Origin of the sequence: Streptomyces sp. NPDC005752, assembly GCF_040630715.1 — a bacterium.
Lineage (GTDB): Bacteria > Actinomycetota > Actinomycetes > Streptomycetales > Streptomycetaceae > Streptomyces.
In genome coordinates this window covers 1-20,523 of sequence record NZ_JBEXYB010000051.1, presented here as the reverse complement: position 1 = coordinate 20,523, position 20,523 = coordinate 1, and the positions used below count along the sequence as shown (strand labels likewise).

The window sequence follows — 20,523 nt, the reverse complement described above, 5'->3', positions numbered from 1 at the left end:
GCCCTCTGGTCAGCTCCTCGGCGCCCCCGGCGGAACGCCGGAAGGCCCGACGGGAGAGAAGCGGGCAACTACCGGTTGATACGGCAATGGGCCGGCCTTGCTCTGCCCGATGGGGTGGCCGGGACGTAGATGCACCGGTCGTCCTGCAGTCCCATGGGGCAGGTTCTGCCGGAGAGGACCCGTACGCCCGGCTCCGAGTACGGAGGCACCGAGGCGTCGGCTTCGTGCCAGGAGCGACTCAGGGGTGCCCTTCAGGCGAACGGGTGTCCGAAAGGTGTACGCGAGACCGGCTCCGACGCGTGCCTCGGCGGCGGATCCGTCCCCGTCTTGTTCGAACCGACTGGCGAGGAAGGGGATTCGGATCTGGCTCGATAGTGCCGGTTGCCGAGCGTGAGCGGTGGGTCCCGCGCGGGCGCGAGCGGTGCGGCTGCCGAAGACGACTCGCTCGGCGGTCTGCCGATCGGGCCATCGGGACGGCGGGATTTCCATGTTTGGGAAACAGGAAGTCCTCTTTGCGCTGTGCACAGTTCGAACGCGGAACCCGATCGTGGTCATTGACGCTGAGAACGGCGCATTGCTAGCCTCGCGGCGGTCGAGTCAGACGAGCAACGGGGGCTCCGTTGACGAATGTTTCCACGCCCTCCCATGAATCCCTTTCTCACCCCTACGAGAGCGCACGCGCTTCCGCAATGTCACCCGAGAAGATCGCGGACTCTTTCGTCCGGGACGGATATGTCCGGGTAAGTAATGCCGTGGACCTCACTCCTGGTTCCCGACTCCGGACGCTCTTCGAGACCACGCTCCGGCGAGAAGGGCTGTCCACGGACGGTCGGCTCACCGTCCCGGCGGGCCTCACCTCGCTGCCTCCGAGCCGTGTCGCGGACCTCGCGGACGTGGCTCCGGTGCTCTGGGCCGCCGTGTGCGCGCTGCTCGGCGGCTCCGGCCGGATCCGACGGCCGGTCCGCCTCAGCAACGCTCTGATCTGCAATTTCCGCACCGCGCAGCTGTCCGAGAGCTGGCACGTGGACGGTGACTTCTTCGTACACCATCCCGACAGCCCCGAACAGGCACTGCTGCTGTTCGTCCTCTGGTCCGATGTCGGCGAGGGCGAGGGGGCCACTCTCACGGCACCCTCGGCCACGAAAGGCATTCTCCGTCATCTGGCCGGGCATCCGCGCGGAATGACCAGCGCGCGCATTCCCACCCGGAATCATGTCGGCGCGTCGGACGACCGCCTTTCGCTCACCGGGAAAGCGGGGGACGCCTGGATCCTGCATCCGCTGACCGCGCACCAGTCGGCACCCAATAGCCGAGGTCGGCCCCGATTCATCTCGAATCCGGTAGTAGCCCTGAACGAGCCCATGAATCTCACTGACGGCCCGGAGGGTAAAAGCCCTCTCGAAGAATTGACATGCCGGCTTCTGGGGCGCGCCTGGATACCGGACGTGAACACGGTGCGGGAGACATTCGTACCCGGCCGCATCGCCCGCTGGAACGGCGAAGGCACGTACACCGACCGCTCCTGAGAGTCCGTACCGCGCCCACACCGGCTGATTCCCCCGCGAGGGGGCGAGGTGAGCCCATGCCCGCGCACATGCCCATTCCTCCGGATGACCAGTCCGCCTCGTCCCGGGTCCTGCTGATCAACCCGCCGCTGTGGAACCCGTACGCACCGCACCTCGCCGTCCCCCTGCTGCTGGCGGTGCTGCGCCGGCACCACGTGGCGGCGTCCGCGCTGGACCTGTCGGCCGAGACGATGCGCCATCTCCTCAGCCCCGACGGGGCCGGTGGCTACGCCGCCGAACGTGACCAGGCGCTCGGTCCCCGGGCCCGCGACCAGTTCGAGGCGGCCCGCTCGTCGGTGGACCGCGCGGCGGCCTTCCTGCGCTCACCGGAGAGCATCACCGACGTCGACGGCCACAGGGCCGCTACGGCCGTCTGCCAGGCAGTGCTGGACGGCATCGCGGCCATGACCCCGGGCGCGGAGATGAACTTCGACCGGTTCGACCTGCGACACCGTCCCGTCTCCAGCCGGCAGGCCATGCGCGCCGTGGCGGACACGGTGCACAACCCGTACGTGCACGTCTTCGAGCGCGTCCTCGTGCCCCGGCTGCGCGCACTGCCGGACCTTGAGGTGGTGGGCCTCTCCGTCTCCGCGGACTCCCAGCTGATCGCCGCGCTGACCGCCGCGCGTCTCATCAAGCGGGAGCGACCCGAGGTACACATCACAGTCGGAGGGAACTTCGTCACCCGGATCGCGGACCGGCTCCGGCCGGGCCACCCGTTCTTCGAACTGATCGACTCCCTGGTCTGCTACGAGGGCGAGGAGTCGATCGTCGATCTCGTCGACCGTCTCCTGTCCGGCCGGTCCCTGCACGGCGTGCCCGGCATCGTCGTACCGGACGGTGACGAACTGCACCGGTGCCCGTCCGCCACCGCCTCGCTGGGCGAGCTGCCCGTACCCGACTTCACCGACCACCCGCTGGCCGACGGCTACCTGGCGCCGGGACCGGTGCTTCCGGTGATCGCCTCCCGCAGCTGCGCCTGGAAGTGCGCCTTCTGCGCGATCCCCTTCGCCTCCGACAAGTTCCGCATCCGCGTGCCGGAGGCCGTCGTCGCCGAGATGGACGAGCTGCACCGGCGCCACGGCACCCGCCACTTCCAGTTCGTGGACGAGATCCTGACCGTCCGCAGCATGCGGGCGCTGGCGCAGGGACTCGCCGACCGCGACTACCTCTGGTACGGCGAGACCCGGTTCTCGCCGACGATCGACCGCCGGCTGACGGACGCGCTGTACACGGCTGGCTGCCGTCGTCTCGACCTGGGGCTGGAGTCGTACAACCAGGACGTCCTGGACCGGATGCGCAAAGACATCAAGGCGTCCTGGATCGCGCCCAACCTGGACGCGCTGCTCGCCTCCGGCGTCAGCGTGCACCTGTTCGGGATCGCCGGGTTCCCCGGGGAGGCCCGCTGGCAGACGGCCCGCACGGTGGAATTCGCGGCGGCCACGCTGGCCCGCTCGCGCGAGCGGTACGCGGTGCCGGACAGTACCTTCGGGATCGGCCCGTTCGTCCTGGACGCCCTGTCCCCGGTCGCCGCCACCCCCGGCCAATTCCAGGTACGGGTGCTCCACCAGAACCCGGCCGACGACCTGCAGATGGCACTGCGCTACGACTACGTGGGCCTACTGCCCGAACCCGCCAGCGCCGAGGACCGGGACGTCGCCGCCCGGACCGACCGCATTCTCGGCAGCGCCTTCGGGGACCAGGACCGGCCCGCCGAGGAGGTCGTCTTCCTGCGGGCGGCCGCCCGGCGCACGGCCGGGCGCGACGGCGACGACCCCCCGGGAGTTCCGTGCCCCGGACCGGACTGGGACCGCATTCCGCTGCGGCCGGCCGGAGGCTGGGTCGTCCGGCTCCGCGAGGACGAACGGACCCTGCTGTACGAGCCGCGGGAAGGCGCCCTGTTCAGTCTCCCCAGCAGACTCCTGGACGGCATGCCCGCGACAGCGGCGGAGCTGTGCTGCGACTCCTCGGAGCGTGCTCTGGTGCGGGCCGCGCTGCACCACCGGTGCCTGGAGCCTGCCGAGCCCGGCGCCAGCCTGCTGAACTCCGCCGCCCAGCTGACCGGCGATCTGCTGCTGCGGCTCGGCCCCGGCACACGGCTCGTCACCGAGGCCGCCGACGTCTTCCTGGCCTCCCGGATCACCGGGCAGCGGCTGCGGTTGTCCGTGTCGGGCGCCGCCGTGGCCCGACTCATTGCCGACGGTGGCAGCTCATGGGCCGATCTGGCCGGGCGCTGCGCCCCCGGATCCCTACCGAGGCTGCGCACTTTCGTGTGGCGGCTGCTGGTCAACAGACTCCTGTCCGTCGAGACGCCGGACAGGTCGACGCAACCACTTGCCGAGAGGAGGTGAATCACATGGAAGGGGAGCAGCTCAACACCGCTGAGGCGGAGGTGGAGTTCGAGGACGACGGATTCTTCGAGCCCACCATCGAGGAGGCCATCATGGCCTCCGGCCTGCACAAGCAGTTCGTCGTGGACTGACCCGCCCCGCAGGTCGGATCCGGTGCACCGGGGCCAAGCCGGTGCACCGGATCCGCACCCATCATCGCGCACACCACGCTCCGACAGAGCGGCGCGCGGAAGGACACCGATGACGCAGAGCCCCGCACTCCTGCCGCTGACACCGGTGGCCCGCACGGCGCCCGCGGTCACCGTGGCGGTGGTCTCGCTACCGTTCTTCACCCCCTTCGCGACCTGTTATCCGGCCGTGCTCATCACCCGGCGGCTGCGGCAGCTGGGATGCCGTGCCCGGTTCGTCCCGGCGCACATGGAGTTCTACGCCCATGCGCGGAGCGGGGGCCTGACGGAGAGCGCGTACAAGCTGTTCACCAACCGGCACTTCGCCTCCGACGTCGCGCTGCTGCCGCTGTGGTCGCCCCCGGGCGCCGCACACCGGGCGGAGCGCGAGGAGCTGGCACGTACGGAGTTCCTCGCGACAAGCGAGGAGGAGGCCCTGCTGCGCGAGTCGTTCGACGGCTACCTCGACCGGCTGGCCGAACGTCTCGTCGGTACCGAGGTGCTCTGCCTGACGAGCACCCACTTCCAGTTGCTGCCCAGCCTGCTCCTGGCCCGTCGTGTCGCGCGTCTCGCAGGGGAGAGGGGCGTGCCCCGGCCCCGGGTTGTGCTCGGCGGCTACTTCGGCTCCGTCCAGGTCGCCCGCGACGTCCTCGCGCTGCACGAGGAGGTGGACGTCGTGGTGTACGGCGAGGCGGAGGACGTCCTCGCCGACGCCCTGGATCACGCGCTCGGCGGCCGGCGTCGGCTGGTCGCCGGCCGGGCACACACCTTCAAGGACGGGTACGCGGAGCAGTCCGCGCTGGTGGAGGCGGGTCTGCGCAGGCCGTGGCTGCGCGACCGGCTTGTGGTGAGCATGGAGGTGTCCCGCGGCTGCTACTGGGACCAGTGCGACTTCTGCAACTTCAACGACTCCTACGACGCCAGGTTCAAGATGCACGACCCGTGGCGCGTCCTTGCGGAGATGGACCATCTGGCACGGACGTACGGGCAGCGCCGGTTCCAGTTCCTCGACACCGCGCTGCCGCCCCGGCTGGTCCAGGCGATCGCCGACTCCGGTCAGCAGCACGACTACCGCGTGTTCTGCGAGATCAGGCCCGACTTCGGCCGGGAGCGGCTCGGCCGGCTCGCGGCGCTGGGCCGGGTGACGGTCCAGCTCGGCATCGAGACGCTGCTCGACGACCACCTCGACCTGATGAACAAACGGCAGACCGTCGAGGAGGGCGTTCGCATGCTGTACGCGGCCCGGGACTTCGGGATGCACAGCGTGTGGGGCGTGATGATCGGCCACCCGAAGGAGACCCCCGATCACCGCCGTCGCCTGCTCGACGAGATCCGCGCCCATCGCGGGGCAGGTCTTCCGGCGCCCAAATACCTCACCGAGTGCGAGTTGCGCCCCGGCAGCGGGCTGTGGGACCAGCGCGAGGAGCTGGGACTGAGCGTCGAGTTCCCGTGGCGGATGTTCGACAGCATCCTCAGCCCGCAGGAGCACGCCTGCTCCCTGATCCCCAGCCGGGTCCACGGACTGCCTGCCCAGGAGCCGGAGTACCGCGTCGACCGGCGGGAGATCAGCGAGGAGCTCATCGCCTGGCAGCGCGAGCAGGGGATGGAGGCCGGCCTCGATGCCTGACCCCGACGCAAGGGCGGTGACCGTCCGGTTCCTGGACGTCACCGTGGAGTTGCGCTGCCCGGAGTCCGTCGACGTGGCGCATCTGCGCTACTACCTCAGTGATCACCTCGTAGCCGATGACTCGCCGGCAGGGCTGGTGGTGCGTCTGGAGACGGAGGACGGCGGCTCCTTCACGGAAGCACTCGGCACGGCGGCGGTGAAGCGGGTCCAGTGGCGCACGCCCACCGGCCCGTGGCGCCTCTACGAGGAATGGGGGGCGCACGCCCGGCGGCCCTCGCCCGTGCCACCCTTCGGGCTGCCTCCGCTGCGCGACGTCGTGCACATCCGGCACGGTGCCGCGGTGGCGGCACCCGACGGCAGCGCCCGGGCGCTCGCGGTCACCGGGGACAGCGGAACCGGCAAGTCGCTGGTAATCCTGCATCTCCTGCGGCTCGGCTGGGTGTTCGCCTCCGACGACCTGCTCGTCACGGACCGACAGCACAAGGGGCGCCTGTACTGCTACGGGCGCCCGGTCGGGATCCGGGAGCGCAGTCTGCCCCTGCTGCCGTGGCTGGACGCCGCCCTGCTGGACGACGCCCCGGTCCTGCCGACCCGGTGGGGACGCACCTGGATGGTACGGCCCCAGCGCCTCGGCCGGTGCGCCCCGCCCGACCAGCCGCTCCGTCTGGCCTGGCGTCTGCATCTGACGCGCGGTGCACGCTTCGAGGTACGAGCCGACGGCCCCACCTCGTGGGTCACCTGGGATCCCCAGGAACACCTGGAAGAGCTCCTGGCCGTGTGTCCGCGGCCGTGCGGAGAAGGAGACGCCCGTGCCGCATGATGCGCCGACCGCCGAGCGGCTGCTCGACTTCTTCGGCACCGTGGTGCGCGTCCGCTGCACCCCGGGGGATGCCACCGACCTCGACTTCTTCTTCGGCCCGCACCGGGCCGAGCCCGGCACACGGCCGCGCTACCGGGTCGATCTGTCCTCCGGCGGGGGCGGCTTCCTGCGGTCGCTGCTGGCCAAGGACGACGAGCCCAAGGCGTTCCGGCTCAGCTCCGAGCCCGGAGGCGAGGTGATCGAGGAGCGGCGGTTCACCCGCTGGTCGTCGGTGCCCTCACCGCTACCACCGTTCCGGGCCATGCGCGAAGAGATCGCCGCCGTACAGGCCACGGTGCTCGCACGAGGGGAGTGCTGTCTCGCCTTCCACGGTGATCCGCACAGTGGCAAGACCAGCCTCGGTCTGGCGCTGTCGGCCCGCGGATGGGCCATCGCCTCGGACCAGTTGCTCGTGGTGGAGCGCGCCACGGGGGCGGCACGGCCGTATCTCACGCCGACCGGGGTGCGGGGCCGTACGCTGGCCGCGATGCGCGAGGGGACCCTGGCCGGGCTGGAACAACGCCGCTCCTTCTGCACGGTGAGCGGCGAAGTGGTGCTCACCCGGCCGGAGAGCCTGGGCGCGGTCGTGCCGGTCGGACGACGGCTCGGACCGGTGCACCTGATCGCGGTAAGGCGCTCACCCGAGGCGGAGCCCGGCCTCGGGCCCGGCGGGCCCGCACCTCGTGTGTGGCCGGTCGGGGCCTGGTCCTGGCTGAGCGGCGCACTCGCGGCCGACCGAGCACGGAGCCTGCTGACCCTGCCCCCCGAGGGCGGCGAACAAGCGGGCGCGGATCTTGTGGAGGAGTATTTCGGTGCATAGCCTGACCGTTGATCAGATCAGCAAGCAGTACCGCACGGGGACGAATGCCCTCTCCGGCGTCTCCTTCGCCGTGGAACCCGGCACCCTTCTCGCCGTGGTGGGCCACAACGGGGCGGGCAAGTCGACCCTGCTGAACATCGTCTCGGGGCTGATCCGTCCCACGTCCGGCACCGTCACCACCGACACCGGGCGCGGGAGACTGATGTGGGCGCCACAACGCACCATGGTGGACTGGTCGCTGACGGTCAGCCAGAACATCGAACTGGTCGCACGGCTGACCGGTGTGCCGACATCAGCCGTCGACCGGGTGCTGGAACTCCTCGACCTCGACAAGGTCCGTACCCAGCAGGCCGAGTACATCTCCGGCGGCCAGTTGCAGCGTGTGCAGATCGCCCGCGCCCTCGTGGCCGACGCGGCGATCTACGTGCTCGACGAACCGACGGCGGGACTGGACCCGGCAGCCGGTGAACTCGTCATGGAGCATCTACGCGAGCGAGCGGCCTCGGGTGCCACGGTCCTGGTCTCCTCCCACGACCTGGACGCCATCGAACGGACAGCGTCCGACCTGGTGCTGCTCGACGAGGGCCGGCTGCGCGCCCATCTGCCGATCCAGGAGTTCGTCCGGCGGGCGGGGGCAACCATGAAGGTACGCGTGGTGTTCGCCGAACCGATGCCCGAGCCGTGCCCGGACAGGCTCGCCGCCGCGCTGCCCCCCGAGTGGACCCTGCAGACCGACGCGGACCGGGCCGGCCTCTCGGTGCAGGTGCCGCTGGCCACCGGACTGCGCCCGGTCCTCGCCTGGCTGCCGCCGGAACTGCAGGTGGAGGACCTGAGCGCGGAGAAGCAGTCGTTGCGCGACGTGTACCTCGCGCGTTACACGGAACGGACCCCAGCCCCCGAGAGTGTGATGGTGCAGCAGTGAAGACCTCCCTGACGCTGGCCCGCTTCCACCTGCTCAGCGTGTGGAACTGGCGCACCAGCCACCTGAGCCGGATGATCGAGGCCCCCGCCTACTTCCTGTTCATGGTCACCGGACTCAGCACGCTCGTGGGGGGCGCCCGCATCGAAGGCATGCCGTACGACGACTTCGCCTACGCGGGCGTGCTCGTCGTGATCGCCATCCGCGCCCTGTTCTGGTGCATGGGCGACGTGGCCAACGACCGCAAGTGGGGCGTGTACGCCGTCGCCCGGACCACCGATGTGTCCTTCCCGCAGTACATCGGCTCGATCCTGGTGGCGAACACCCTGGTCGCCACGGCGCAGATCGCCGCGATCCTCGTGCTGAAGCAGTTGCTCGGGCAGGGAAGCGTCGTCCAGGACGTGCGGATGGCGGGCCTGGCCGTACTGGTGTGTCTGCTGACCGTGCTGACCGGCTGCGCACTGGGGTTCGGGATCAACAGTTACAGCAAGCGCGACCTCATGACGTCGCTGTTCAGTCTGCCGCTGGTCATGACAGCTCCGCTGTTCTACTCCCTGGACGGCCTTCCGGCCTTCATGCGGGTGCTGGCCGCCGTGAACCCGTTCACCTACTGCGTGCTGCTGGTCCGCTCGCCCGCGGCCGACAGCTCTCCGGTGCAGGCCGCCGCGGGGTGCCTGGTGGCCGCGCTGCTCGTGGCGGGGGCTCTGCGACTGGCTTCCGGCCGCCACGAACTGACCTCCAACGAGCAGGGCTGAGCGGGATGCCGACGACGGGCGGGAGCGCCGAGCGACCGGTGGCGGTGCACGGTCTGGTGACCGTCGGCTCGGCGGGCTACTGGTGGCAGGACGCGGAGTCGGGGGCCCGTATGCTGCGCGGGGACGCGACCGGCGTCCACGCCGTCGACGTGCCCGACGGACCCGACGGGCTCACCCCGCTGGCCGTCCATCCGGCCGCCGTGGGCCCACCGGTCGTCCTCCACGGCCGTCCCGGCGGCGACTACGGCTACCTCTCGGAGCACGGCGCTCCGGACACCGTGCTCGCCCGCCGCCCCAGCCTCGTGCACCTGGCGCGTGTGCCGTCGACGGCCGGTGGCACGGAAGGGCCCGGGTTCGTCTACACGGGCTTCGCGCCGGGGGCCCGGCTGGACGACCCTCCCGTGGACGGGATCAGGGTTGCGGTCCACCGCAGCGGTGAGCCGTTCGCGAACGACCGTGCGGTGGAGCTGGGCGACGATCCCCTGGCCCTGGTCACCGTGGAAGCGACGGGTGACCCCGCGACCGTGCTGGTGCGCTCGACCGCGCACGGCGTGACGACGCAACGCCTGCTGCGTCCGGACGGGGCGACGGGCCGGCTCGTGCCCACACCGCTGCCGGCCGCGAGGACTCCGCGCAACCGCCTGCTGCTGGGTGCACACCGCTGGTGGCACGGTGAGGCGCTCGGCACACCAAGGGCCGTGCTGCGCGCCGGGCTGCCCTGGGACGAGGAGGACGGCAGGGCCGTCGTCTTTCCCGAAGGGACGGCACTGGCCTGGGCCTGGGGCACGAGGCGCAGCGTGCTGGTCCGTACGTTCGCCGGGCGCGGCGCGGAGGCCGCCGAGGCCCTGTACAGGGTCGACGGCGACACCCTCGAGGCGCGTCTCGTTGCTGGGGGGCGGCCCGGTGACTCGTTCCCCGAGGTCGCCGCCTCGCCCGCCGCGGACTGTGCCCTGTGGCTGCAGGTCTCCCGGGGACCGGACGGCACCGTCGCCGGCCGGATGGAGCTGCTGCTGGACGGCGAGCAGCGACCGCGGCCGCTGAGTTCGACCGGGTGGCCCGCCCCCTTGCCCCGCACCACCCGGTACGGCACGGCGGGAGACGGCAACCGGCTTCCCGTGCAGCTTTCCGGCACCGCCGGCCCCGTCCTGCTCCTGGAGCACAGCGGGCTGACCGCTCTCGCCAACGCCCCACTGGAACGCGCCCTGGAGGAACTGGCCCGCGCCGGGCGCCTGACGCTCGCCCGTGTGGTGACGCGGTCGCTGGTGCCCGCCCATCGCGTGCCGGGTGGGGAACGCGGCTACAACGACCTCCTGCACGCGGCCCGCCTGCTGCGCGAATCGGTGGGGCCGCGGCGCCCGCTCGTGGTCCTCGGGCACAGCATGGGCGCGGTCGGCGCCGCACGCGCGGTGCTGCTGGAGCCCGGACTGTTCGACGGCTGGATCCTGCGCTTCCCGGTCACCGACCTGGTCGACTTCCCCCGGCTGGGCATCGGCCGGCACTGGACGGGGATGCTCGGCGACCCGTCCCGCACCGACCAGCTGAAGGCCCTCACCGCCCTGTCCCCCCTGCATCTCCCGCTGCCCACCGCCCCGTTGCCGCCCGTGCTGATCCAGACCGGAACGTACGACACCCGGGCCGACGCCCGGCACGGGCTGCGTCTGGCCGACCGGCTGCGCGAGCGGACGCCCGTGACCCTCAGCAGTTACCCGGTCGGCCATGTGGAGCGGTTCTGTCAGGCCGCCTCCCGCCGCGCCGTGGCGGAGGTGACGGCCTTCATCCGCGGTTGCCCGGCCGTCGCCCGTGACCTGGAAGGAGCCTCGCAGTGAACGTCACCGGCATCGACCACGCCTCCCTCGTCGTCGTGGACGACGTGTACGCCGACTTCGAACGTGCCAGAGCGGCCGCCCTGGACTGCGCTTTCACTCCTCGTGCGGACAGCGCCTTCGCCTATCGCACCGCACCGGCACCCCACTGGATGGAGGAGGAGGCCATCGGCCGGATCTGCGAGGTGCTCGGACCCGGGACCCGCGAGGAGCTGATCGCCAACCACCTGCACATGTCCTCGGCCATGGACTGGAAGGTCAACCTGCACCGAGGCGCCCGCATCCATGTGGACGAGGCCCGCTGGGCCGGTGTGCTGTATCTCAACACGGCGGAGCAGTGCCGCGGCGGCACCTCCCTCTACGCCCACCGGCGCACCGGGGTCCGGCACTTCTTCGAGCTGCGGGACCGTGGGGACGCCCAGGAGATCCTCGCCGACGGCGGTGACGTCGCCAACTGGCATGAGCTGGTCTCCCTGGCGATGGTGCCGAACCGGCTCGTGCTGTTCGACCCCGGCCAGTTCCACCAGGCCCAGGAGTACTTCGGGGACAGCAAGTCCTCGGCCCGGCTGATCCACAACTTCTTCTTCCAGTACATCCCGGCCCACTTCGATCCCGACCGGAACGGTGCGGGCAGGGCCGGTGCCACGGGACGGCCGTAAGGAGGGTGACGTTTCCGGTCGTTCGCGAGGCGCGCCCCTCCCGGCCACCACCGGCCCGGTCCGCAGCCCCTGGCGGCACGCGTAACAGACGCAACGGCTCACCCAGCACCCGTTTCCGGCCCTTCACGATGACAGGGGCATGATCGGTACGTGGTGTTGGGCATGGTCCTGAGGCCCGGGAGAGTCGGCTCTGCAACCGGCCGACAGGCTGATGCGGTCTCTCCCCACTCTCGGCTCCGAGCGGAACCGAGTTCCCCACGAGTGAAGGGACGCCAATGCCGTACTCCTTATGGCTGAAGGCAGCCGGCACCGCCGCCGCGATCGCCCTGGCCACAGCAACAGCGGCGCATGCCGCGCCCGCACCGGAGTCCGCCACGGCGGCGAACGCGGCCGCGGTAGTGACGCTTCGCTACGACGACAGCCGTGCGGGCGGATGGGAGGCGGCGATCACCGCCGGAGTCGCCTCGTGGAACCAGAACGTCGGCAACGTCAAACTGGTCGAAGCCGCACCCGGCACCCGAGCCGAGATCCAGATCATCGCCACCAGCGGGTGGCCCCAGGCGACACTCGGCCCGGTGCGGCCGGGCGGCCAGGTGCGTGTGGAACTCGGCAGTCAGGCGGTATCCCAGGGCCACGACAAAACCCGCATCGCCGCCCACGAGATCGGACACAGCCTGGGCTTGCCCGACACCAAGCCCGGCCCATGCACTCAGCTGATGTCAGGGTCCAGCGCAGGCACCACATGCAGGAACGCGGTTCCGAACGCGACTGAGAAGAGCCGTGTCGAGTCCGCTTACGCCAACGGACTCGTCTCGCTCAACCCCGCGAGCGGGCGAACTCTGGTGGATGCTCCCTGAAGGTCCTGAGGGTGTCGGACGTGGCGGTGGGGGAGGGGCAACCGGCGGGACCGGAGAAGGTCGAGTGTGTCTCGTCGCGCCGTTCCCAGCGGATGCGACGACCTCGGGAACCGTGGATCCGGGCGATCGTGCGCTCGACATCTCAGCGTCGGACACCGACCGGAATCGTGCGGGACGCCCGTTGCGGACGATGACCGGTTCGGTGCTCTGAGCTCCGGCCTCGGCGGCCGTAAGCCTCATGACCGTAGCTGCGGTCGCCGAGCGGGGTGTCAGGCTGTCGCCGTGGCTGACCCACCGGTCCAGGGGCGGGGGAGCCTTCGTGAACAGGACATCAGCTGGGTGGCGTCTCCGGCCGTGTGGTCGCACGGCATGGATGTCATGCCCGCAGGGTTCACCCGCTCAGAGCCTCGGCGGCGACGGGGTCAGCTCGACTTCCTGGCGAGTTCGGCGAGGAACTGCGGCACTCGGCCGGCACCGAAGTCGTAATACCGCGCCCAATGCGGCTCGACCACGATACGGGCCATCCGGTCGTACATGGCCCGGCAGTTCCGCTCGAATTCGGCCGCGTACTCGGGGTCGAAGTTCTTCCGGGCGGCCGCGAGGTACTCCGGAACCACCCCGTCGACGATCGTGAGGCGCACGACGCCGCGCACCGACAACGTCCTGGCCGAGCCGGAGCTGTCGTCGGCGTCGATGGTCAGGGGAACCTCGGGGCGGGCGGACAGCGCTTTTACCTTGGGTGCCGTGGACGCCGTGGACATGACGATCTCGTCGCCGGTCCAGAAGATACCGATCGGGATGACGCGTGGCAGCCCGTCGAGTCCGTTGTATGCCAGCCGCGCCATTGACGCCTGGCTCAACAGCTCGTGGGCGTCGGACAGCTCCTGTGCGATCTGCTTGGGGTCCATGACTCGTCGTCCTCCGTTGTCGCGCGGCCGCTCGTGGCCGCTATGTCCCCGGGACGAAGGCGCCGCCACGTTCTCGACATCCGCGGCCGAATCGCCGCCCCTCCGCCAAGGTATTCCTGCCGCGCTCGCCGGCTTCTACCACTTCCGCCGCGTCATCTTCTACCAGCCACGACGACGGCTCGACACCTTTCCGGACAGCCCACGAACGAGAACCTGAACTTTGCGGTACCAAAGTCCTGAGGCACCACTTCTGGCCCCGGGACGGGTACGGACGTGAAAGCTCTGGACCGCGCCGCAAGGCAAGATGCGGGTGCGCACCACCTCGCAGCGGTTCATCGAGCTGGTGCTGCGTGACCCGGATGCCTGTCCGGCTCGAGCACCCAAACTCGTCCGCAGCACCGCGTCCATGAACGCACGACTCGGCCTCGGTCCTGCCAGCATGGCCACGAACACCTTGCCGGTGCCGTCCGAGGCGGTCCTGGACGCGATGCGGCGCCACTGCCCCGGACTCGCAGTGCAGCACCGAGCGCACCCGTTGCCCGACCGGCAAGGTTCTGTCTCCGAGGCTCTGCTCCAGGTAGTGGCCCAGCTCGTCGACCGGCCGACAACCGGGCCGGAACGTGTTCCCGCATGTGTTCCCGCTCCACGCCCGGGGCGGGAGTAACGTGAAGTTGTCGAGAGAATCGTTGCCGTCGGCTGATGTGTCGTGGCCGTTCTTGCGTGAATGCAGGCCGGAGGTGAGTGCCTGCGATCTTGAGTCGTACGCGCGGTGAGAGGGCCTATGACCAGTACCGACGAGTCCGCCCAGAGTCCGGTCGGGGCGATCGGGAGAATTACAGTGGGCATTCCTCCGGACGGGCCGGGTGAGGTTCTGGTGGCGGTTCGCGGGGGCTCGGAGACCTACGCGGCATGGTCGCGCTCCCACATCACCCTCGCCAGAGACACACGGGTGATCGTCATCGACTCCATTTCAGCTCGCTCGGTGATCGTCGAGCCGTTGCCGTCCTGAATGGAAAGCTGCAAATTTGAGAGGTGTAGTGCTTCCCAGCACCCGACGGGAGTTCGCTCATGTTGTTCTGGCAGGTTCCGGCGCCGAATGAGGCCATGCTCATATCGGGTACGAAACGGCAGTCGCAGGAAACGCAGTTCCGTATCGTCACAGGTCACGGCAGTTTCGTACTGCCTGTGAAGCAGAAGGCCCGCATGCTGTCCCTGGCACTGCGGGAAGCGGAGATCGCGGAGGACTGCGTCACCCAGCAGGGCATTCGGCTGAGCGTACGCGCGGTCTGTGTGTTCAAAGTCGGTGATGACGCGATCTCGATCGCCAACGCAGCCCGTCGCTTCCTCTCCGAACAAGAACGGATGGAGGAACTCGTCGGCCGGATCTTCGCCGGACACCTCAGGTCGATCGTCGGCGGACTGACCGTCGAACAGATCATTCGGGAACGTAACCGGGTCGCCCAGGAAGTGATGGCGGGCAGTCACAGCGAGATGGAGAAACTCGGTATCGTCGTCGATGCACTCCAGATCCAGGAGATCGAGGATGCCACCGGATACATCAACAACCTCGCCGCTCCGCACGCCGCGGCAGTTGCCGGGCATGCGCGTATCGCCCAGGCCAAGGCCGACCAGGAGGCAACCGAACGCGAGCAGCAGGCGGCCGCCCTCAAGGCGGAGTACGAGCGTGACACGGCGATCAAGCGGGCCGGTTTCCTCGCCGAGACCGAGCAGTCCAACGCCCGCGCCGCCCAGGCCGGCCCGCTTGCTCAGGCCATGGCGTCCCACGAGGTCATCGAGGAGCAGACCGCGCTCGCCCAGCGCCAGGCCGAGCTGGCGGCCCAGCATCTCGAAGGAGAGGTCAGGCGCCCGGCAGACGCTGAGGCATACCGCCAGCGGACCCTTGCCGAAGCCGCTCGGGACACTGCCGAGTTCGAGGCGGACGGCAAGGCCTACACGGAACGGACACTCGCGCAAGCGCAGGCCGACGCGAACAACGCCCGCGCCCTCTCGCTGCGCGACGGCAACCAGGAGCTGATCGCCGCCAACCGTGTGGTCGAGAACCTTCCGGCCCTCGCGGATGCGGCCGCCCGCGGCATGTCGGGTGCCAGCCTCACCGTGCTCAACGGCACCGACGGTGTCAATCAGATCGCAGCGGGCGTGGTCGGCCAGGGCCTCGCCATCCTCGACTCGCTCCAGAACACGAAGGATCCCGCAGTCAACGGTAAGAGCGGCCTGCGGACTCCCGGGGTGCACCCGTAGCTCGCGACCACCGTCCAGCCGCCACGAAGCAGCCGCAGGCATCGGCTCGCTGCACCGCGTCGGCCGTGTCAGCCCAAGAAAAAGCCGGTTGTGCGGTGATCACCGAACGCCTAACGTCTACCGTCATCGGCGTGTAGCTCAGCAGTAGAGCACCGGGCTCTGGACCCGGAGGGCGCAGGGGCGGAACCTGCCACGTCGGCTTATGAACGACAACGCTGAGCAGCAGCCTCTCATCGTGGCCCCGTCCTATCCGGAGAGCCAGCTCGCCAAGGCCTTCATGACCGCGTTGACCCACAGGGACACGGGCGTCCGGCACCGCGCCGAGGTGCGCGGGCAGCAGTGGCGGCAGGTTCTCGCGGCGATGGCCTCGGGACGGCTGTCTGTCGGTTCGCGTACGCCCGTGGCCGGGCTCCCGCCCTGGGTGTCTCCAGAAGTGATACGGGGCGGCTTCGCCACTGGAACCGCGAGCGCGGGCGGCGCGATCCAGCCCCACGAGATTGAGGCCGCGCGGAGTTTCGGGGTGCCCGCCGAGCGGCGCGCGCTCTTCGCCCACTGCCTCACCGAGCCCGGACTCGCCTGGCTGTGGGCCCGGTTGCACAGTGGCAGCTACGAGATCGGTGTGCCCGAGGAGGCCGCGCTGCTCACCATGGCCTGGCTGGTGCAGCACGGGCAGACCAGCGCGGCGCTGGACCTCGTGGCGGAGCTTGAGCCGTTCGCCGACCGGCTGCGGTTCCTGCCCCGCCCGGCGGACGGGCCCGCGCCGGATGTCACCGCGGCCGTCCATCGGCACACCGTCTCCGAGGCCGTCGACACCTTGATACGGCGGCGGCACAACACAGCCGTCGAGAAGCAGCGCGAGGCGCTCGCCGTGTGGCAGCCGTTCGCCGACGAGTTGCTCGTCCACTGGCTACGGACGGCGCGGGACGACCAGGTTCTCGAGCTCGCCCCCGACGCCGACTGGCTGGCGCAGGGCGAGATCCTGCTCGGCCGCTACCGGCTGCTCGCAGCGGAACACACACTCTGCACCAAGCACCGCGACTCCAAGGAGAACCTGGGCATTCTGCGCGAGGCGCTGGACGAGGTCGTCGCCGGACGGCCGGTCGAGGCGCGCAGGCTCGGCCTGCTGCGGCACGCGGTGCAGTCCATGGTCCGGCGTCGCGGTCTGCCCGGCTCGGCCGCGCACATGGCCTTGCGCCGGCGCCAGGCCGAGCAGTCGGCGCGTCCTTCACATCACGCGCTGGCCCAGCTGATGCTGCGTCGGCTCGCCGTACTCCCGCCGGAGACGGGCATCACCGACGTCACCCCGCTCCTGGGCCCGGTGACCGAGGAGGAAGGCCGGGAGGCCGGCCTGCCCGCCGGAGCCGTCGTACCGGCCGCGATCGGCCAGGTCGTCGAGTCCGCGCTGAGCGCACCCCTCAGCACGCTCGTGGAGCGGGGCGTTGTCCCGTCTGCCGAGGTCATGGCCGAGCTGGTGCCGCAGTTGGTCGCCGCCACCACCGCACACGCGTACGAGGACGAGCCGCTGCGAGCTGTGATGGCCGCGAACTACCGGGCGTTCCGCAACCGCCGCTCATTGCTCCTACGCAACCTGGAACGACAGGTGCGCGTCGAGGAGCTGCCCTGGGTACGGGCTGTGTCGGGGCAGCGGTCTGCGCTACTGGGCACGCCCGACGGTGAAGGTGCGTTCGCCGTGCTGCGGCAGCTCGGCGAGCTGGCCGTGCAGGCCTTCCCGGGTACGATCCTGCCCAACCCGATGGTCCGCGAATTCGGCGTTCTTGACCGGCAGTGCGACCTTGGGGCACCGTTCGTGGAGGAGTTGGCTGCCGACATCTTCATGGGCACGTTCAGCCCGAAGTTCCTCAAGGCCGCGCGGGTCGCGGGTGAACTGCTCGGCGGCACGTTGTACGAGCGGTACTACGGCATCGACTACGCAGCGATCCGAAATCTCGCGATCGTCGAGGCCGGCGAAGCCTTGACCCGTTCGTACGGCGCTCGTACCTCCCCCGGTTTCGCACGGCTGTGCGCCGATCGCGCTGCGCCCGCCTCGCGGTCCTGGTCGGTCGCCGCGAACGGGGCGGTGATCGAGCAGGCGCAGATCCTCACCACGCACAACTTGGCCACGCTCGTCCACCGGGTGGGCATTGCCCCCCGGCCCGGGTGGGCCGACCTCGCGCGCCGCTGCTTCGTGACCGTGTGCCGACTGACCGCCCGTGTGCACCGCAACCCGCGGCCGTTGGGCACGATCAAGGACGCTGCGTACGCGTGGCGCCAAATGGTGTTCCACCTGTCCCTGTGCCCGCCGGAGGAGCAGCAGCGGGTCATCGCAGAGCTGAGGGAGGAGACGGCCCGCCACCCGTCCCACGTCACAACCCGGCTTGTCCCTGCCCTGGCGGGCCTGACCTTGGTCGCCGAGGGCGGCACCTTCGGCGACGACGGAACGGCAGACACCGGACGTGCCCGGCGCTTTGTGGGTTGGAGCACCGGCAGGCACTGGATGCGGTGACGGCCGAGGCGCGAGCGCGACAAGGCGCGGTGGCCCAGGGGATCTCGCGAGCCTCGAGGCTCGCGGCGTCGGGCGGTCGTACTGTCGAACCTTCCACCGAGGAGGACTTCCGATGCGCAGTGTGACCTATTCGATGAGCATCTCCCTGGACGGCTATGTCGTCGGTCCGGACGGCGGCCTCGACTGGGCGGCGCCCGACGAGGAGGTGTTCCGCTTCGCCACCGATGAGGTGCGGGAGGTCGGTGTCCACCTGTTGGGGCGACGGCTGTACGAGACGATGTCGTACTGGGAGACCGTCGATCAGAATCCGTCGATCGACTTCTCGACGCTCGAGTTCTCCGCGATCTGGAGATCGCTCCCCAAGGTGGTGTTCTCCACATCGCTCTCGGAGGTACAGGGCAACGCCCGCCTGGCCTCCGGCGGCCTGGCACAGGAGATCGAGCGCTTGCGAGCCGAGCCGGGGGAGGGCGACATCGCGATCGGCGGGGCGACTCTCGCCGCCGAGGCGGCTGCGTTGGGTCTGATCGACGAGTACCGGGCGAGGGTGTACCCGGTGCTGGTCGGCGGCGGCATTCCGTTCTTCCCCCAGCACGAGCACAGGGTGGGTCTCGAACTTGTCGAGACCCGCACTTTCAGCTCAAGTGTCGTCTACCTCGGCTACCGCGTGGTGCGTTAGCCATCTGGCCGGCGGAGCCCCTGCGAAGATGAGGTCGGCCCGTGATGATCTCTCAGGGAAATCACCTGCGCGAAGCAGGTGAACCACCACCTTTCGAAGGCTGGCGGAAGCGACTGGCCGTGTCATCGACCACCTCGGCCCCACCGCTTCCGCCGCAGCGCGATCCGCAGGGAACCGCGTCATCGTGTACGGAACCCGGGTGCCACTCGCGCCAGGCTGCCGCCGAGCACCAAGAACCAGCAACCTCAACCTCGCCGGCGAGGCGATCAGCCGGTTCTGATCACCGAACACGCCACGCCCGGTCAAAGATCATGCCGCCTGCAAGATCACAGCGACTTCTCGTGCTGTGGGGACACGATCCTGGAACAGGCAGTGCATCTGGTATCCGTCCGCTGTGGCTACGACGCGATCGACCTCAGCGGGTGGCACCAAGCCTGTCAGGCGCTGGCGCAGGTGGTTCACCGAGGCCGCGCTGACCTGTCGCAACCCGTCATCACGCATGCCCAGGACGTACAACTCGTAGGCGATCATGCTCGTCGCCCGCTGCTCGGTGAGCTGACACACGATGAGCCTACGTGCTTCCACTCGCGGTTCACTTGCTGCTCGAGGAACCACTGCTTGACGCCTACTTCTACGCGGCCGCCTCCGCTGTCCCATGAGAACCGCAGGTCAGCAGGACGAGTGATCCGCGAGGTCAACCGCCAAGCTCAGTCACACTGGCATTGTGCCTGAGCGCTTCGGTTGGCGAGTGGGCACGTGAGTTGGCGATTAGAGTGTCCGGTGTCGATGACATGGATGAGCTGGTCAGCGTAAGCGTTGAGCAGGGGCTTCATCTGGCGGTGGTAGGGCTGCTCGTTCTGTCTGCGCTGCTTGTTCTGCTTGAGTCAGTGAGCGACGCTTCAGCGGTCCCGGCTCCGTGCCGCTTCGTGCTCGGGGTCGCGCGCCTCCGGCTGAGCCTTGCGGGCCATCACCCGAGGTCGTGGTTGAAGCCTTGAGTGCAGAGCCACCGTCTGCGGCGAGGCCGGGACCCCCAAGCATGTCCCGTCTGCAAGCTGATGGTGGCGGCGCTGATGGCGAGCGCGATGTTCCTCACAGAGATCCCTTTTCTTCCCGCCGGTTAGGTTGGCGGGATGAGCGATCAACTGAATGCAGAAGCCAGGACTGCGCAGGTCGAGGCGGCGTGGGGCCGCCTCGTGGGGTGGCTGGAGCAGCACGCCCCCACCTCATACGCCTCCCTGCTTCCCCCTGCGGCGCAGACAGAGATGGCGAACGCGGACGCGGTGCTGAGGCAGCACCTCGGGTCCGCCCTGCCGTTGGAGCTGGCCGCGCTGTGGCGGCTGTGCGGCGGTGTGGAGCACCAGTACATCGAGGCCAACGAGGAAGAAGGCGAGGTCGGCTCGGGAGCATTCTTGCCTGGGGGGGTCCTGCTCGGCCCGATCGATGCGCTCAGGCCGCGGCTGCCCGAGGTCGGCCGCGGCGACATGTGGGGTGCTGCGGTGGTTCCGTGGCTAACCGGCGACGAAGCAGGCCCCGAATCCGGGCACTACGTGGGCGCGGACGGCGTCGGTTACTGGTCGCTACCGGACAACCTGGCCTGCGACAAGCCCGGTTATCCGTCGATCGCCAGCTATCTCGAAGCGGTGCACCGCACGCTCACCGAAGGGCCGGCCGATGCGATGGTGAGCTGCCCTGGGTTTCGTAGCGGCCGATGTCTTTGGTTTCAGGCGGTGTTCGTGGTCGCCTGGGAGCGATGGTGCTGGGCCTCGAATTCTTCG

The 20,523-nt window shown here is 69.7% G+C and carries 17 protein-coding genes, 1 tRNA gene and 1 pseudogene; 17 read left to right on the top strand and 2 right to left on the bottom strand.

Annotated elements, in window-relative coordinates; all coding sequences use genetic code 11:
* The first annotated feature begins 689 nt into the window (after window positions 1–689).
* From ABZ441_RS30605 to ABZ441_RS30555, 11 genes are all read left to right on the top strand, one after another.
* Window positions 690–1,526 carry a phytanoyl-CoA dioxygenase family protein gene (locus ABZ441_RS30605; RefSeq protein WP_358980115.1) on the top strand — a complete coding sequence of 279 codons (837 nt, stop codon included), beginning with the start codon at window positions 690–692 and terminating at the stop codon, window positions 1,524–1,526.
* 56 nt (window positions 1,527–1,582) lie between these two features.
* Complete coding sequence (locus ABZ441_RS30600; RefSeq protein WP_358980113.1) at window positions 1,583–3,916, top strand: radical SAM protein; 2,334 nt, start codon at window positions 1,583–1,585, stop codon at window positions 3,914–3,916.
* Between the two features lie 5 nt (window positions 3,917–3,921).
* Window positions 3,922–4,047, top strand: a complete 126-nt coding sequence (locus ABZ441_RS30595) for a hypothetical protein (RefSeq protein WP_275588515.1) — start codon at window positions 3,922–3,924, stop codon at window positions 4,045–4,047.
* Between the two features lie 109 nt (window positions 4,048–4,156).
* Window positions 4,157–5,710, top strand: a complete 1,554-nt coding sequence (locus ABZ441_RS30590) for a radical SAM protein (protein ID WP_358980110.1) — start codon at window positions 4,157–4,159, stop codon at window positions 5,708–5,710.
* Window positions 5,703–6,530 carry a hypothetical protein gene (locus tag ABZ441_RS30585; protein WP_358980108.1) on the top strand — a complete coding sequence of 276 codons (828 nt, stop codon included), beginning with the start codon at window positions 5,703–5,705 and terminating at the stop codon, window positions 6,528–6,530. Before ABZ441_RS30590 ends, ABZ441_RS30585 begins: the two co-directional genes overlap by 8 nt.
* Complete coding sequence (locus ABZ441_RS30580; RefSeq protein ID WP_358980106.1) at window positions 6,520–7,389, top strand: hypothetical protein; 870 nt, start codon at window positions 6,520–6,522, stop codon at window positions 7,387–7,389. The genes ABZ441_RS30585 and ABZ441_RS30580 overlap by 11 nt, the downstream gene beginning before the upstream one ends.
* The gene (locus ABZ441_RS30575) at window positions 7,382–8,311 is read left to right on the top strand and encodes an ABC transporter ATP-binding protein (RefSeq protein WP_358980103.1); all 930 of its coding nucleotides are present in this window, start codon (window positions 7,382–7,384) and stop codon (window positions 8,309–8,311) included. Before ABZ441_RS30580 ends, ABZ441_RS30575 begins: the two co-directional genes overlap by 8 nt.
* Entirely contained in the window at window positions 8,308–9,063 is a 756-nt protein-coding gene (locus ABZ441_RS30570; protein ID WP_358980101.1) for an ABC transporter permease, read from the top strand. The genes ABZ441_RS30575 and ABZ441_RS30570 overlap by 4 nt, the downstream gene beginning before the upstream one ends.
* A gap of 5 nt (window positions 9,064–9,068) precedes the next feature.
* Window positions 9,069–10,889, top strand: coding sequence for a prolyl oligopeptidase family serine peptidase (locus tag ABZ441_RS30565; RefSeq protein ID WP_358980099.1), 1,821 nt, complete (start codon window positions 9,069–9,071; stop codon window positions 10,887–10,889).
* Window positions 10,886–11,545, top strand: coding sequence for a DUF6445 family protein (locus ABZ441_RS30560; RefSeq protein WP_358980097.1), 660 nt, complete (start codon window positions 10,886–10,888; stop codon window positions 11,543–11,545). The genes ABZ441_RS30565 and ABZ441_RS30560 overlap by 4 nt, the downstream gene beginning before the upstream one ends.
* 275 nt (window positions 11,546–11,820) lie before the next feature.
* Complete coding sequence (locus tag ABZ441_RS30555; protein WP_358980096.1) at window positions 11,821–12,402, top strand: snapalysin family zinc-dependent metalloprotease; 582 nt, start codon at window positions 11,821–11,823, stop codon at window positions 12,400–12,402.
* Window positions 12,403–12,824: 422 nt separating this feature from the next.
* On the opposite strand, the gene ABZ441_RS30550 is transcribed toward ABZ441_RS30555, so the two are convergent.
* Window positions 12,825–13,310, bottom strand: coding sequence for a pyridoxamine 5'-phosphate oxidase family protein (locus tag ABZ441_RS30550; protein ID WP_358980094.1), 486 nt, complete (start codon window positions 13,308–13,310; stop codon window positions 12,825–12,827).
* 781 nt (window positions 13,311–14,091) lie between these two features.
* Here ABZ441_RS30550 and ABZ441_RS30545 point away from each other — a divergent pair.
* From ABZ441_RS30545 to ABZ441_RS30525, 5 genes are all read left to right on the top strand, one after another.
* Window positions 14,092–14,319, top strand: a complete 228-nt coding sequence (locus ABZ441_RS30545; protein WP_205020526.1) for a hypothetical protein — start codon at window positions 14,092–14,094, stop codon at window positions 14,317–14,319.
* 59 nt (window positions 14,320–14,378) lie between these two features.
* Window positions 14,379–15,569, top strand: coding sequence for an SPFH domain-containing protein (locus tag ABZ441_RS30540; RefSeq protein ID WP_358980091.1), 1,191 nt, complete (start codon window positions 14,379–14,381; stop codon window positions 15,567–15,569).
* 127 nt (window positions 15,570–15,696) lie between these two features.
* A tRNA-Gln gene (locus ABZ441_RS30535) sits at window positions 15,697–15,768 on the top strand.
* Between the two features lie 3 nt (window positions 15,769–15,771).
* Window positions 15,772–18,072 carry a hypothetical protein gene (locus ABZ441_RS30530; protein WP_358980088.1) on the top strand — a complete coding sequence of 767 codons (2,301 nt, stop codon included), beginning with the start codon at window positions 15,772–15,774 and terminating at the stop codon, window positions 18,070–18,072.
* Between the two features lie 112 nt (window positions 18,073–18,184).
* Window positions 18,185–18,748, top strand: a complete 564-nt coding sequence (locus tag ABZ441_RS30525; protein ID WP_358980086.1) for a dihydrofolate reductase family protein — start codon at window positions 18,185–18,187, stop codon at window positions 18,746–18,748.
* A gap of 309 nt (window positions 18,749–19,057) precedes the next feature.
* Here ABZ441_RS30525 and ABZ441_RS30520 read toward each other — a convergent pair whose 3' ends face one another.
* Window positions 19,058–19,312 (bottom strand): hypothetical protein, encoded by a 255-nt coding sequence (locus ABZ441_RS30520; protein WP_358980084.1) that lies wholly within the window; start codon window positions 19,310–19,312, stop codon window positions 19,058–19,060.
* A gap of 566 nt (window positions 19,313–19,878) precedes the next feature.
* Between ABZ441_RS30520 and ABZ441_RS30515 the strand changes: the two are divergent.
* A pseudogene (locus tag ABZ441_RS30515) lies at window positions 19,879–20,523 on the top strand (hypothetical protein); the annotation flags it as partial.